Annotated in this window: 10 protein-coding genes; 8 read left to right on the top strand and 2 right to left on the bottom strand. The window is 50.7% G+C overall.

What is annotated here, in order from left to right:
• Nucleotides 1–152: 152 nt before the first annotated feature.
• Nucleotides 153–1667 (top strand): alanine/glycine:cation symporter family protein, encoded by a 1515-nt coding sequence (locus AGRI_RS03205; RefSeq protein WP_008983571.1) that lies wholly within the window; start codon nucleotides 153–155, stop codon nucleotides 1665–1667.
• 117 nt (nucleotides 1668–1784) lie between these two features.
• Complete coding sequence (locus AGRI_RS03200) at nucleotides 1785–2477, top strand: glutathione S-transferase family protein (RefSeq protein ID WP_008983570.1); 693 nt, start codon at nucleotides 1785–1787, stop codon at nucleotides 2475–2477.
• Nucleotides 2478–2529: 52 nt separating this feature from the next.
• Here the strand turns inward: AGRI_RS03200 and AGRI_RS03195 are convergent, their stop codons facing one another.
• Nucleotides 2530–4374, bottom strand: coding sequence for an ABC transporter ATP-binding protein (locus AGRI_RS03195; protein WP_008983569.1), 1845 nt, complete (start codon nucleotides 4372–4374; stop codon nucleotides 2530–2532).
• A 233-nt stretch (nucleotides 4375–4607) separates the two neighbouring features.
• Between AGRI_RS03195 and ribA the strand changes: the two genes are divergently transcribed.
• Both ribA and ydiJ read left to right on the top strand, forming a co-directional pair.
• The gene (gene ribA / locus AGRI_RS03190; RefSeq protein WP_008983568.1) at nucleotides 4608–5189 is read left to right on the top strand and encodes a GTP cyclohydrolase II; all 582 of its coding nucleotides are present in this window, start codon (nucleotides 4608–4610) and stop codon (nucleotides 5187–5189) included.
• Between the two features lie 91 nt (nucleotides 5190–5280).
• Entirely contained in the window at nucleotides 5281–8322 is a 3042-nt protein-coding gene (ydiJ, locus tag AGRI_RS03185) for a D-2-hydroxyglutarate dehydrogenase YdiJ (RefSeq protein ID WP_008983567.1), read from the top strand.
• Nucleotides 8323–8374: 52 nt separating this feature from the next.
• Here ydiJ and AGRI_RS03180 read toward each other — a convergent pair whose 3' ends face one another.
• Nucleotides 8375–10939 (bottom strand): TonB-dependent receptor plug domain-containing protein, encoded by a 2565-nt coding sequence (locus tag AGRI_RS03180; RefSeq protein WP_008983566.1) that lies wholly within the window; start codon nucleotides 10937–10939, stop codon nucleotides 8375–8377.
• Nucleotides 10940–11105: 166 nt separating this feature from the next.
• Here AGRI_RS03180 and AGRI_RS03175 point away from each other — a divergent pair, with 166 nt between their 5' ends.
• The 4 genes from AGRI_RS03175 to trhO all read left to right on the top strand — a co-directional run bounded on the left by AGRI_RS03175 (nucleotide 11106) and on the right by trhO (nucleotide 14774).
• On the top strand, nucleotides 11106–11696 hold the full coding sequence (locus tag AGRI_RS03175; RefSeq protein WP_156808352.1) for a GNAT family N-acetyltransferase: 591 nt from the start codon (nucleotides 11106–11108) through the stop codon (nucleotides 11694–11696).
• Complete coding sequence (locus AGRI_RS03170; RefSeq protein WP_008983564.1) at nucleotides 11696–13039, top strand: NAD(P)/FAD-dependent oxidoreductase; 1344 nt, start codon at nucleotides 11696–11698, stop codon at nucleotides 13037–13039. Before AGRI_RS03175 ends, AGRI_RS03170 begins: the two co-directional genes overlap by 1 nt.
• Nucleotides 13040–13089: 50 nt before the next feature.
• On the top strand, nucleotides 13090–13731 hold the full coding sequence (locus AGRI_RS03165) for a LysE family translocator (RefSeq protein ID WP_008983563.1): 642 nt from the start codon (nucleotides 13090–13092) through the stop codon (nucleotides 13729–13731).
• A gap of 125 nt (nucleotides 13732–13856) precedes the next feature.
• A complete protein-coding gene (gene trhO / locus AGRI_RS03160) occupies nucleotides 13857–14774 on the top strand; it encodes an oxygen-dependent tRNA uridine(34) hydroxylase TrhO (RefSeq protein ID WP_008983562.1) in 918 nt (305 codons plus the stop codon).
• The last annotated feature ends 135 nt before the right edge of the window (nucleotides 14775–14909 follow it).

The following is a 14909-nucleotide window of genomic DNA, read 5'->3' as shown; positions in this document are numbered from 1 at the left end:
GAAATCCCGCTATTTAGCGGGATTTCTGTTTAAAAACGTAGCCAGTAAGCCTGGCTTGTGGCAAATTAATGAGGTTAGGTTGCCTGGCCGGCGCAGTAAAAACGCCCGGTCGCATCTGCTCAACAACAATAACAACAACTCAGGGGATATCCATGCAGGAACTGGTGAATACCATCAACGGCGTGATTTGGAGCGAGGCGCTGATTTATTTGTGTCTTGGCGCCGGTTTGTTTTACTCCATTATGACCCGCTTTGCCCAGGTCAGACATTTTAAAGAAATGTGCAAACTGCTAATGAACAATACCGAGTCTGACAAAGGCATCTCGTCCTTTCAGGCACTTGCTGTGTCACTGTCGGGCCGGGTGGGCGTTGGTAATATCGCCGGTGTTGCTGCCGCTATCGGTTTTGGTGGTCCGGGTGCAGTATTCTGGATGTGGGTCGTCGCCTTTTTAGGTGCCAGCACAGCTTATGCCGAATCAACTTTGGGTCAGGTTTATAAAGTAGAAGAAAACGGCCAATATCGCGGTGGCCCGGCTTACTACTTTGAGCGTTGCCTTGGTTGGCGCTGGTTGGCCGTGCTGTTTGCCGTGTCGGCGATTATCGGTTGTGGTATTTTCTTACCTGGCGTGCAGGCAAATGCTGTCGGTAATGCAGTCACGCAAATTTTTGGTGATGGCACTATGGTGGTTACCAGTTTTGGTGAGGTAGGTACCAACAAGCTAGCTGCGCTGGCGCTTATTCTGATTGTGCTGGCTTTTATTATTTTCGGTGGGATCAAACGTATCGCGCATTTTACGCAAATCGTGGTGCCTTTTATGGCGCTGGGTTATATCGTAATGGCGCTGATTATTGTGTTCCTGAACTTGGATAAAGTACCTGGTGTGTTCAGTTTAATTTTATCTGATGCCTTTACCGCGCAGGCCGGTTTTGGTGCAGCCATTGGCTGGGGTGTTAAACGCGGTATTTATTCGAATGAAGCGGGTCAGGGTACTGGCCCACACGCTGCAGCTGCCGCTGAGGTTGACCATCCGGCACAGCAAGGCTTGGTGCAGGCGTTCTCAGTTTATGTCGATACTTTGTTTGTCTGTACCGCCACGGCGTTAATGATTTTAATTACACAGCAGTACAACGTCGTCGGTGAATTACCAGCCGGTCAATTTATTGTACAGAACGTGGATGCGGCGACCGAAATCGGCTCTGCCGCCTTTACGCAACTGGCACTGAATAGTGTGTTCGGTGGTTTTGGTCAAATTTTTGTGGGTTTAGCGCTGTTCTTCTTCGCCTTTACCACTATTCTGGCCTATTACTACATCACCGAAACCAATGTCGCCTACCTGAACCGGCTGTTTAATAATAAACTGCCGCTGATCCTGTTCAAGGTGTTACTGATGGCGATGGTGGCTTATGGCACTGTTAATGCTGCCGGTTATATCTGGGCAATTGGTGATATTGGTGTTGGCTTAATGGCCTGGATTAACGTGTTGGGTATTCTGGTGATCTTCTTCCTGCATAAGCCCGCTATTCTGTGTTTAAAAGATTACGAGCAGCAGAAGCAAGCCGGTGGCCCCATTACCTTTGATCCGGTAAAACTGGGTATCAAAAATGCCACTTTCTGGGAAAAACGGCTGGCAAAAATGCAGGCTGAACAGCCCAAAACGCCAGACTAAGTCAATTTTAGCCTGACTTGATATAAATCAGCCCCGGCCATTGCCGGGGTTGTTTTTTGGGCTATGCTGGAAGCTGAAATCATTGATATGAAAATGCCAGCGTAAAAGGAGCTTCCGATGCGGGAACTGTATATCGCCAATAAAAATTACTCATCCTGGTCACTCAGACCCTGGTTGCTGATGAAGCAGCTGAATATTCCCTTTACCGAGCAACTGGTGCCTTTTGCCGATCAGGATAATTTTGCCCGTTTCCGTACCTTTTCACCCAGCGGTAAGGTGCCCTGTATGGTGCAACATAATACCGTGGTCTGGGATTCACTGGCGATTGCCGAGTATCTGTATGAGCATTATCCAACGGTATGGCCGGATGATCGCCGTAGTCGCGCCTGGGCCCGTTGTGCTGCGGCTGAAATTCACGCCAATTTTAATGCGCTACGCAGTATCTGCAGTATGAATTGTGGCTTACGGATTAAATTACACGAGCAAAGCGCGCCCTTGTTGCGTGATTTGGCTCGGCTGGATGAATTGATAAATGAAGGCTTAACGAAATTTGGCGGGCCTTTTCTGGCAGGCCATAACTTTACTGCTGCCGATACCTTTTATGCACCGGTGGCCTTTCGGATCCAAAGCTATGGTCTGACGTTATCCACCCCAGCCATGCAGTATTTTCAATTATTACTGGCCTTGCCCGCCATGCAGGACTGGTATCAGCAAGCACTGGCAGAGCCGTGGCTGGATCGGGCGCATGATGAACAGATTGTGGCGTTGGGCGATATTACTGCGGATTTAAGAACGGCAATATGTCGATAGCAATTAAAGCCGCTGCAGCAGGGGCAGCGGCTTATGCTTTAGGGCTATTTGATTACTCCAGGCCGATAAAACCACCGGTCTGGTGCGCCCAAAGCTGGGCATAAATGCCACCAGCGGCGACCAACTCGGCATGGGTACCTTGCTCAACGATTTTCCCTTGATCCAGTACAATTAACCGGTCCATCTGCGCGATCGTTGATAAGCGGTGCGCTATCGCGATGACCGTTTTATTGGCCATCAGCTGGTTCAGGCTGGCCTGAATGGCGGCTTCGACTTCCGAATCCAAAGCCGAGGTGGCTTCATCCAGAATCAGGATTGGGGCATTTTTCAATAGCACCCGGGCAATGGCAATCCGTTGCCGCTGGCCACCGGAGAGTTTAACGCCACGTTCACCCACCTGAGCATCTAAGCCGGTGTTACCCTTAGGATCGGTCAGATCATGAATAAACAACGAAGCCTCGGCTTGTTCTGCTGCGGTAATCAGTTCCTGCTCAGTGGCATCGGGTTTCCCGTAGCTGATATTGTCGCGCACCGAGCGGTGTAATAACGAGGTGTCCTGCGTCACCATCGCAATCTGCCGGCGCAAGCTTTCCTGGGTAACCTGGCTGATATCCTGGCCATCAATCAGGATCTGACCGCGCTCAACATCGTAAAAGCGCAGTAACAAATTAACTAATGTGGATTTACCGGCACCAGAGCGACCCACCAGACCAATTTTTTCACCCGGTTTAATGGTCAGTTCCAATTGATTGATAACGGGTGCCTGTAGCTGATTAACTGCTTTACCATAGTTAAAGCTAACCGCCGCAAAATGAATTTCGCCCCGGCTAACCTGCAGTTCACTGGCATCCGGTTTATCGACCACGCTGGCCGGTTGCGCCAAAGTGGCCACACCATCGGCTACAGTACCGATATTTTCAAATAAACTACTGACTTCCCACATAATCCATTGCGCCATACCATTCAGGCGCAGCGCCAGACTAACGGCAATAGCGATAGCACCAACCGTAATAGCACTACCAGCCCACAGATAGAGTGACAGTGCTGCTACAGCAAAGACCAGCAGGTAATTCAGGCTTTGTACCGAAACACTTAGGCCGGTAGCCAGGCGCATTTGCCGGTATACCGGCTTTAGAAACACCTCCATACTTTCGCGGGCATAGTCTTCTTCACGCCGGGTATGGGAAAACAATTTAATGGTATTAATGTTGGTATAGCTATCAACAATGCGCCCCGTCATTTCCGAGCGGGCATCGGCCTGTGCTGTTGAGACCCGTTTCAGGCGTGGTACGAAATACAGCTGCAGCGCAATATAGAACACCAGCCAGACCAGCATCGGGACAATCAGACGCAGGTCCGCATCAGCAACGAAAAACAGCATCGCGGAAAAATACACCAGCACATACACCAGCACATCTAACAATTTCATAACGGTTTCGCGCACCGCCAGTGAGGTTTGCATCACTTTCGTCGCGATGCGGCCGGCAAAATCATTCTGATAAAAGCTAACGCTTTGCCGCAGCAAATAGCGATGGGCTAACCAGCGAATCGACATTGGGTAATTACCCAACAGCGTCTGATGCACCAACGCCGAGTGAAACAGCGTCAGCAGTGGCAATAGCACCAGCGTCACCAGCGCCATCCAAATCAGGTTAGCCCGTTCTTCGCTGAAAAAGCTTTCCGGATCTTTGGCGACTAACCAGTCAACTAACTGTCCCATAAAGCTGAATAACGAGACTTCAAGAATAGCCAACAGCGCTGAACTGATTGACATGATCAGCAGAGGCCATTCCATCCCTCTGGTGTAGTGGCGACAAAATGCCAATAACCCCTTTGGTGGCTGTTCAGGTTCTTGTGCTGGGAAAGGGCGGGTTAAACGTTCAAAAAAACCAAGCATGGCAGCAGATCCAATGTCAAAACGATAAAGTAAAAGCAGCGTATTTAAACGCAGCAGCGCAGTGTAACCGATTTTTGCAACAAAAGCCTTAACCCGAAATCGGACAAAGTGTTACACTATCACAAAATGTGATTTGGGTTTATTTCCGGGTTCACTGCAGGTTGAGGGTTGATTCTTTTACTGCACACCCCAACTTCCGGATTGTTATCAGCGGTATTATTTCGAGAACATTAATGAGTATTAAACTGGTTACCTCCACACTGTTGCCGACACCTTTTGCCGAATTCCGGTTGCATGGCTTTGAAGCAGCGAATGGCAAAGAACATGTTGCACTGACGCTGGGTGATATCACCAGCGCTGAGCCAGTATTAGCGCGGGTGCACTCTGAGTGCTTAACCGGTGATGCGCTGTTTAGTTTGCGCTGTGATTGTGGCCCGCAACTGGAAGCTGCGATGCGCAAAATTGCGGAAGCCGGTCGCGGCGTGATCCTGTATTTGCGCCAGGAGGGTCGGGGTATTGGTCTGATCAATAAAATCCGCGCCTATGCCGAGCAGGATAAAGGGCTGGATACGGTAGAAGCTAATGAAATTCTGGGCTTTTTGCCGGACCAGCGCGAGTACGGTATTGCCGCAGAAATGTTTGACCAGCTAGGTGTAAAACAAATCCGCTTACTGACCAACAACCCGCGCAAGTTAAAAGCACTGCAGGATGCCGGCGTCAATGTGCTGGAGCGGGTACAGCACCGGGTCAAAACCACCGCGCATTCACATCGCTATCTGGCGACTAAGGCCGCAAAACTTGGGCATATGGATTAAGCAGGAATTTACTGCCAAAGCCCTAAGCCCACTTTGGCATAATCTGACGCAGTGCTATACTGCCGCCAGTTTAAGCTGAAGTGGCAGAATTATGATTGCGAAGCTGAATCCTGAGCTGGCATTGGACGCCAGCGTCGTTGCCTTTACCAAAGCCCTGCAACATGCCGGCTTTACCGGTGATATTGAAACCAGCTATGGCAGTCGGCTGGCTGTCGCCACCGACAACAGTGTTTATCAAGCCTTACCACAAGCGGTATTGTTACCGCGCAGTACTGATGATCTGGTCATCATGACATCACTGGCGCAAACCTCCAGCTTTAGCCATCTAAAATTCAGCCCGCGCGGCGGCGGCACCGGCACTAACGGCCAGGCACTGACCGAGCATATCGTGGTCGATTTATCACGCCATATGCGGCAAATTCTGGAGCTGAATGTCGAACAGCGCTGGGTACGGGTGCAGGCCGGGGTGATTAAAGATCAGCTGAATGCCTTTTTAAAGCCCTATGGCTTTTTCTTTGCCCCCGATCTGTCCACGTCCAACCGCGCCACTATCGGCGGCATGATTAATACTGATGCCTCAGGTCAGGGCTCGCTGGTCTATGGTAAAACCAGCGACCATGTGTTAGCCCTGAAAACGGTGCTGATTGACGGTAATGTGCTGAATACCCGCAAGATGCCGCTGTTTGAAGCTGAGCACCGAGCCGAGCAACCCAATAGCATCGGCCGCATCTACCGCCAGGTATTAGATAGCTGCCGTAATAAAAGGGCGCTGATCTTAGATAAATTTCCACGCCTGAACCGTTTTTTAACCGGTTATGATCTGGAGCATGTGTTTAACGCCGATCTGACCGAGTTTGATCTGTCGCGGATTATTACCGGCTCGGAAGGCTCGCTCGGTTTTGTTACCGAGGCTAAGCTGAATATCACGCCGATCGCGAAGTACAAATGTCTGGTCAATATTAAATACGACAGCTTTGAAAGTGCACTACGGAACTCGCCTTTCCTGGTCGCAGCAGCAGCCACCTCGGTGGAAACCGTCGACAGTAAGGTGCTGAACCTGGCACGTAGCGATATTGTCTGGCATCAGGTCAAAGATCTGATTACTGATGTGCCCGGCAAGGAGATGCAGGGCCTGAATATTGTCGAGTATAACACTGAGTCTGAGCAGGAAATTCACGACAAAATTTCCGCTTTGACTGCGCGTTTGGACGAGGCTATCGAACAGCAACAAGGCGGCATCATTGGCTATCAGCTGACCTATGATGCGGCAGCGATTAATGCGATTTACACCATGCGGAAAAAGGCGGTGGGGCTGCTGGGCAATACCGCCGGCAATCATAAACCGGTGGCCTTTGCCGAAGATACCGCGGTGCCGCCGGAAAATCTGGCTGATTTTATCCTCGAGTTTCGTGCGCTGTTAGATGCACACGGTTTGCACTATGGCATGTTTGGTCATGTTGATGCCGGGGTGCTGCATGTGCGGCCGGCACTGGATTTATACGATCCGGAACAAGAGCGTTTGCTTAGAACCATCTCCGATCAGGTGGTGGCGTTAACCGCTAAATATGGCGGTTTGATGTGGGGCGAGCATGGTAAGGGCTATCGCAGTGAATACGGACCGGCATTTTTCGGTGAGGAACTCTTTACTGAGCTCAGGAAAATCAAAGCGGCTTTTGATCCGCGCAACCGTGTCAATCCGGGAAAAATCTGTACGCCTTATCAAAGTCACGATGCTTTGGTCAGTGTTGACGGTCAAAAGCGTGCCTGGTTTGACCGGCAAATTCCGGTTGCGGTGCGTGAAAGCTTTGACAGCAGTATGAACTGCAACGGCAATGGCCTGTGTTTTAACTATGAAGAAAGCTCGCCGATGTGTCCGTCCAGTAAGGTCACTAAAGATCGGCGCCATAGCCCAAAAGGCCGTGCCGGTTTAATGCGCGAGTGGCTGCGCTTACAACAGCAGGCGGGCGAAGATATTCTGCAAACGGAACAGCGTTTGTTACAGCAAGGCCAGGGCATCAGCAGTATCTGGCAGAAAATAAAGAATACGCTGGCTAAACGCCAGGGCGATGCGGACTTTTCGCATGAGGTGATGGAGGCAATGGAGGGCTGTCTGGCCTGTAAAGCCTGTGCCGGCCAGTGTCCGATCAAGGTTGATGTGCCAAGCTTCCGCGCCCGTTTCCTGCAGCTATACCACAGTCGCTATTTACGGCCGGCAAAAGACTATGTGGTTGCCAATATTGAGCGTACCGCGCCCTTACTGGCGAAAGCTCCTAAGCTGGTGAATTTTTTCCTCGGGCAGCGCTGGTTGCAAAAAGGCCTGGAGCATGGTGTTGGCTATGTCGATACGCCACTGTTATCGGTACCCACTCTGGCGCAGCGGTTGGAGGGACGTTACCGCTTTTCGTTTGATAAACTAAACGCCTTAACGGCTGAGGAGCGGCAACGCACGGTACTGCTGGTGCAGGATCCTTTTACCAGTTTTTACGAAGCGGAACTGGTGGCCGACGCGCTACAGTTACTGGAAAAACTGGGTTATCAGCCGCTGTTATTGCCATTTTTGCCAAACGGTAAGCCGGAGCATGTCAAAGGCTTTTTAAAGCAATTTGCGGCGACCGCTGCCACGGCGGCAGCCTTTTTTAACCAGCTAAATCAGTATCAACTGCCATTGTTAGGTCTGGATGCGTCATTAGTCCTAGTCTATCGCGACGAGTATGTGAAAGCGCTTGGCAAGGCGCGGGGGGATTTCCAGGTCTTACTATTGCAGGAATGGTTAGTACAGCAAAGCTTGCCCAAGGTGGCGCAGGCACAGCAATTCTCGTTACTGGCGCATTGCACCGAGAAAACCGCCTTACCTGCCAGTGAAAAGCATTGGCAGCAGATCTTTATGCAGATGGGGCTGGAATTAAAGCCGGTCAGTGTAGGCTGTTGCGGTATGGCCGGTACCTATGGCCATGAAAAGCAGCAACTTGAAAACAGCAAAGCGCTGTTTGAGCTTAGTTGGCGCGCACCGGTAACCCAGCTGGGTAATGAGCGGATCCTGGTGACCGGTTTCTCCTGTCGCAGCCAGGTAAAACGGCTGGTTGGTGATAAACCACGCCACCCACTGCAGGCTCTGCTGGCCGCTCTGGCTTGAAACTAAAAAAACACCCGGCATGTGCCGGGTGTTTTCTAACTGCGACTCGCCGTTAGAAACGGTAAATCCCTTTCAGGTAGTAGTAACCGCCGTTAATACCCATCGGTGAGGTCTCAAAGTACTTGGCGCCAAGGATACTGCTAAACTCAGCTGGCAGACGCTCTGGCTCAGTATCAAACACGTTCTGAGCACCAATAGCGACCGAGAAATTATCATTCCAGTGATAGGCAACTTCAACATCGAAGGTCACTTTCGCTGAACCCTCGCCGGTTAGGCCCGGATCATCGGCATGTACGCCCTGGAAGCTGCCGTAGTAGTTACCACGGATAAACATATCGATATCCTGCCACTGTTGATTCCAGGTCAGGGTCGCGCGGTGGTCTGGCAAATCCTTCTCTAAGCGTGATACTTTGAAGTCACCGGTAACGGCAGTAAAGCGTTTTACTTCCGTATCGGTCCAGTTATAAGCCAGACTAAAAGTGCTACGGCCATCTAATAAGCTGGTGCTGTAGTTAGCAACTAAATCCAAACCGGTGGTGACAGTATCAAAGTCGTTGGTCAGGAACGTCACTTTTGACAAAGACTCCACACCCCGCACTCCGGCTGCGCGCAATACGTCGCGGTCAGTCTGGGTGACGTCAAACTCAGTAGACTGGCTGATGCGATCATCCACCTCAATCCGGAAAAAGTCCGCGGTAAAGAAGAAACCACTGCCGCTATACACCAGACCCAGGGCGTAACTGCGTGATTCTTCAGGCGTTAACTCTTTACCGCCTTTTAACAGCGAGACCGGGTGAGTTGGTGGTAGTAACGCAACATCCTGTAGTTCGCCCTCAAAAATTGCGGTACGGACGTTACGTACGTTGGCCTGACCGACCGTTGGCGCGCGGAAACCGGTACTGTGTGAACCACGCAGTGCCCAGTCGTCATTTAAACGGTATTGACCAGTGATTTTGTAGTTAGTGGTGCTGCCAAAACTGTCGTAATCTTCAAAGCGCAGCGCACCGGCCAGTAACAAGTTTTCGGTCATTTCGGCCTGAACATCGACATAGGCCGCATAGTTACGACGGGTATTCACACCGGCATCATCCGGCTGAAAGCCCGGGAAGCCATTTGAACCATTGGTGAGCTGGCTTACATAAGGGCCAATTTCCCAGGAGGCAACCTCACCGGCCACGATTTCAAAGGTTTCTTCGGTCCATTGCAGACCGCCGGCAACAGCAACATCATTATATAAACCGGCATTTACATATTTAACGAAGTCAGCGGTAAAGTTTTTCTCCAATTGGATATATTTACCCGCTTCGAAGTCTGTTGGGGTATCTGGCCCCAGCGAAGCATTTACTGTATTGATAATATTAAACGCGGATTCGTTGCGACCAACAGAGGCAGAGAAATCATAGAACACGCCCTGCGCAAAACCTGACTTAAACTCACCCTTAGTCCCGGCCGTTAATGACGTATCAGTAATATTACCGCCAAAGTTTGGGGTAAAGCCGCCAGGGAACATCGAGAAGAAGGTAAAGCAGTTATCCGGTAAGGCATTAACCCGGGCCGTGATTTCGTTGTGATTCAGCTTACGGGTGCCATCAAACAGCGACACATTACTACAGTTACCTAAACCTGCCGTATCGATCACTTCCAGCGTTTCGCCGCCATCATTCGAAAACACACCACCGCGGTTATGCGGGTTACGGTAGTAAAAGCCACCGGTTACGTCGCGCTCAGAGTAGTTACCGAACAGGTAGGCTTCACGATCGTTACCTAAATCCAGACCGGCATTAGCAAACAAGCTAATATCGTCTTTAATCTTCGGCGAACCCCACACCTGAGTAATAGGCGCAATCGCCGGGTTACCCTGGGCTGCTAATTCGGCCGCATCGCCACGTTGTACGCTACGGCTGGTCGCATCGACATTTTTATACTGCATACTGACGTTAAAGAAACCATTATCGGTCAGTGGCATACCGACGTTAGCTGCTATCTCAGTCGAGGTACCATCACCAGCATAAAATTCACCTTGTTTAACCTCAACCGAGCCGCCATCAGCGGCGTCTTTCAGTACGAAGTTAATCACACCGGCAATGGCATCAGAACCGTATTGTGCCGCAGCACCATCACGCAGCACTTCTACTTGTTTTAGTGCAATACCTGGGATCACGGAAATATCCGGACCTTGCGAGCCGTCGTTCAGGCCACCACCTAAGAAGGTAATAACAGAGGCACGGTGCCGGCGTTTACCGTTTAATAATACCAGGGTACTGTCAGAGGATAAACCGCGCAGGTTAACCGGGCGGATCAAGGTTGCGGCATCACTGATTGGCGTGGTTTGTACGTTCAGTGATGGAATGGTGGTGGTCAGCATATTCAGCATATCACTGCTGCCGCTTTTCATCAGCTCGTCACCGCCGATAATATCAACCGGTACCGGCGAATCGGCAATAGAGCGCGGCGCGGCGCGGGTACCGACCACGGCAATTTTTTCAACTTTTTGCTCTTCAGCAGCTGCTTCCTGAGCCAGAGCACTGGTAGAGTAGAGTCCCAGTGCCAGCCCGGAGGCTAACGCGTATTTTACTGCCCGGCAAACCGGACTATAGTGGTTAGCTTTATTGGTCATGATGAGTTCCTGGATAATTGACTGAGGTTGCGGACGCTACGCTGTTATTTTTAATGGCGTCTTTTTAAACATATTTTATTCATCGCCCGCTGTCTATCTTATTTAGATAGCAATTAGTAGCAAAAGACGAAAATTTAAACAATAAAACCCATTAAAGGTACGCGCCTTGCATACATACAAGAACGTAAGTAAAAATTCAACAGATTTGCGGATCCGCACATTACAACAGCACGACTTAGCGGGGGTTGCCGAACTGGCCACGCTGGTGCATGGCACTGGCTATACTGAACCGCAGCAATTGGCAAGCTGGCTGGTTCAGGGTACGAAAGCGGGGCAATGCGCCTGTTTGTTGGCGGAAGTTGAGAAACAAATAGTCGCTTACCGTATTAGCTTTGCACCGGGTCAATGGCAAACTGATCTGTGGTGCTCTGTGGCACTCTGGCCTGTGCCGCTCGAAAAAATGGCTTACTTTAAGTCTGTCGCGGTGCATCCGGATTGGCAGGGGCAAGGCATAGGGCAACGGCTGTTACAAAACTCCATTCAAGCATTAAAGCAGCAGGGGGCCACAGCGGGTTTAGCGCATCTGTGGCGCGAGAGTCCGAACAACAGCGCGGTACGATATTTCTCGAAAGCCGGCGGGCGCTTATTGCAAATTCATCCTAATCGCTGGCAACATCTGTCTGCTGATGGTTATCTGTGCCCGCGTTGTGGCGCTGTGTGCTGTTGTAGTGCTGCTGAAATGGTGTTGGAGTTTTAATGCCCAGTTTTTATGACCCTTATGTTGCAACTTCGCTACCGACTGATGTCAGTTATGTCTCGTCTTACTGGACTGCCAATGCGATAAATAGTTGCGACCATAACGCAGCCGCGTTGCCAGAACAGGCTGAAATAGTAGTAGTCGGAGCTGGTTATACCGGACTAAGTTGTGCCTACGAGCTTAGCCAACGTTATAACCGTAAAGTGGTGCTGCTGGAGGCCAATCAGCCAGGTTGGGGCTGCAGCAGCCGTAATGCCGGCTTTGTTCTGCGAGGCACCGGACGTTTAGGTCTTAGTCAGCTAAAGGCCCGGTTTGGCTTAGAGCAGGCCCAGCTTTTTCATCAGGAATATGGCTTAGCCTTGCAGCGATTAAAAGACTTGGTCGCTGCCGGTAATATCGATTGTCAGGCGCAAACACCGGGGTATCTGAAAATTGCCCATACCGTGAAACAGGCACAGTTGCTGCAGCAACAAGCTGAGCGCTTACAGCGGGATTTTGCTTATGCGGTCAGTTTTCTGGATCAATCGGCATTGCAGGGTTGTATTAACAGTCCGGGCGCGTTTGGCGCTTTAAGACTACCGGATTGCTATGGTATTAATCCGTTTTTATTGCTGCGGGGGCTGGCAGGTTTAGCTGAGCGCAGCGGAGTAAAGGTATTTGCCAATACTTCACTGCGGGCGATTAATCACACCGGTGCTGGCTACCAACTGACTACCAGTGCCGGTTCACTGCACTGCGAACAATTGGTGCTGGCCACTAATGCCTATACACCGAAAAATATTTTGCCTGAGCTTAACCGGGGCTGCCTGCCAGTGCTAAGCAGCATTATTGTGACTAGGCCCCTGACTGCCTCAGAGCTATCGGCCTGTGGCCTGACGCCCGGTTTTATGGCGATGGATACCCGAGCCCTAAAATATTACTACCGGCTATTACCGGATAATCGCCTGTTATTTGGTGGTCGTAGCGCCATCAGTGGTGCTGATCTGGCCAAGCCGCAATATCCGGCGCAGTTACGCCAAGCGCTGTGGCAAACCTTGCCGGCGCTGCAAGGCATTGACTATCAGTATCACTGGGCAGGTTGGGTTGGCGTCTCTTATGATGATTTGCCGCGTGTTGCCCAAACATCAGAGGGTATTTATTATGCCGCCGGCTATTGTGGCAGTGGCATATCTTATAGCTTACTAGCCGGGCAACGCCTGGCCGAAAAGCTGATGGGCGAAACCTTACCGCCATTGCCGCTATATCAAAGCCCGCTGCAGCCCTTTCCGTTTACCCGCGGCCGCCGGCTGGCACAATATGCCTATTATCAGTGGGCACAATTTGCGGATCGCTTTTTAAGTTAGCCCCCGAAAACTTAACATATCAGACTAATAAAGAATAAGGATCGAGTAGCATGCCGGCATTTTGGCCAGAATTTTTGTTAATTGCCACTGCACATTTATTAGCGGTAGCCAGTCCGGGTCCCGATTTTGCGATTATCCTGCGCTATGCTGTGCGCTATGGCCGGCAAACCGCCATTTGGGCCAGTCTGGGCATTGGTACTGGGATCCTGTTGCATATTACCTATTCGCTGGTTGGTATTGGCTTATTGATTAAAACCACACCCTGGTTATTTCAGGCGTTAACAGTGGTAGCTGCCGGTTATCTGATTTATTTGGGGCAGGGTGCAATACGCGCCAAAGTGCCGGCTACGGTAGCAGGTGAGGAAGATGCATCGTCAGATCAACCACGTCGGCGCGCCGCCTTTTTAGCCGGCTTTATTACCAATGGTTTAAATGTTAAAGCAACCTTATTCTTTTTGTCGCTGTTCGCGGTCGTCATTTCAGCCAGCACGCCGCTCAGTTATAAAGTGATCTATGGCCTCTATATGGCCGTTGCTACCGCAGCCTGGTTCTGTTTGTTATCCGTTTTGCTAACCCGACCACCGGTGCGGCGCTTGCTGCTGGCGAAAGGTTATTGGTTTGATCGGTTAATGGGTATCGTACTGTTACTGTTGGCTGGTCATTTACTGCTCGGTACCTTTTTACCGGCTTAGTAAGCTGGCGGCACGAAAACAGCGGTTGGACAGCGGGCCGGATGTCGTTATAATGCGCGCCGCCCTTGTGGCGCTAACCATTAATTGCACTGGATTTGCGATCCAGCCCGGCAAGAGGATAAAAGATGTTTGTTGTAGCTGCCTTATATAAGTTTGTTGATTTACCGGATTATGAAGCTCTGCGTGAGCCGCTATATAACCATATGGTGATGCATAAGGTGAAAGGCACCTTGCTGTTAGCTGCGGAAGGGATTAATGGCACTATCTCTGGCCCGCGCGAAGGAGTCGATGCGGTAAAAGCCTGGCTGGACGCTGATGGGCGCTTTGCGGGGATGAGTTACAAAGAATCTTTCGCCGAGGAGCAGGCGTTTTATCGCACCAAGGTTAAATTGAAACGAGAAATCGTGACTATGGGTGTCGAAGGCCTGGATCCAAAACATATCGTTGGCACCTATGTTAAGGGTGAAGAGTGGAATAAGCTGATTAGCGATCCGGACACTATTCTGATCGATACCCGTAACGACTATGAAGTGGCGATCGGTACTTTCGAGGGCGCGATTAACCCCAATACCACCAGTTTCCGCGAGTTCCCGCAGTGGGCTGCCGAGAATCTGGATAAAACCAAACATAAAAAAGTGGCGATGTTCTGTACCGGTGGTATCCGCTGTGAGAAATCGACTGCCTTTTTAAAAACCCAGGGCTTTGAAGAGGTGTACCACCTGGATGGCGGTATCCTGAAGTATCTGGAAGAGATGCCGGAAGAAAACAGCAAATGGCAGGGCGAATGCTTTGTGTTTGACCAGCGCGTGGCGGTAAAGCATGGGTTGGAGCAGGGCAGTTATGACCAGTGTTATGCCTGCCGGATGCCGTTATCCGCAGCAGATCTGGCGTCTGAGCACTATGTCAAAGGCTTAAGCTGCCCGCATTGTCACGACAAAACCACGGATGAGCAAAAAGCAGCCTTTGCCGAGCGGCAAAAGCAGGTACAACTGGCAAAAGCGCGCGGCGAAAAACATATCCGCGACGGCAAATTCGAATCCTAACAACAGTTATCCACAGCACTCCGGTACCGGTCAGACCAGTTTATCCACAGGTCTCCGGTACAGGTGTCGGACACCTGTGAATAAAACCACAGGTTAGTTCTAAATATCAGAACGGTATCTGCGTTTTAATGCAAT

The organism is Alishewanella agri BL06 (assembly GCF_000272005.1).
Classification (GTDB): domain Bacteria; phylum Pseudomonadota; class Gammaproteobacteria; order Enterobacterales; family Alteromonadaceae; genus Alishewanella; species Alishewanella agri.
Note: the sequence above shows the minus strand (reverse complement) of the source record. Positions and strands in the feature narration are given on the sequence as shown.

Coding starts and splice junctions, on each gene's coding strand:
- AGRI_RS03205 (WP_008983571.1), top strand. CDS start 153: ATGCAGGAACTGGTGAATACCATCAACGGCGTGATTTGGAGCGAGGCG.
- AGRI_RS03200 (WP_008983570.1), top strand. CDS start 1,785: ATGCGGGAACTGTATATCGCCAATAAAAATTACTCATCCTGGTCACTC.
- AGRI_RS03195 (WP_008983569.1), bottom strand. CDS start 4,374: ATGCTTGGTTTTTTTGAACGTTTAACCCGCCCTTTCCCAGCACAAGAA.
- ribA (WP_008983568.1), top strand. CDS start 4,608: ATGAGTATTAAACTGGTTACCTCCACACTGTTGCCGACACCTTTTGCC.
- ydiJ (WP_008983567.1), top strand. CDS start 5,281: ATGATTGCGAAGCTGAATCCTGAGCTGGCATTGGACGCCAGCGTCGTT.
- AGRI_RS03180 (WP_008983566.1), bottom strand. CDS start 10,939: ATGACCAATAAAGCTAACCACTATAGTCCGGTTTGCCGGGCAGTAAAA.
- AGRI_RS03170 (WP_008983564.1), top strand. CDS start 11,696: ATGCCCAGTTTTTATGACCCTTATGTTGCAACTTCGCTACCGACTGAT.
- AGRI_RS03165 (WP_008983563.1), top strand. CDS start 13,090: ATGCCGGCATTTTGGCCAGAATTTTTGTTAATTGCCACTGCACATTTA.
- trhO (WP_008983562.1), top strand. CDS start 13,857: ATGTTTGTTGTAGCTGCCTTATATAAGTTTGTTGATTTACCGGATTAT.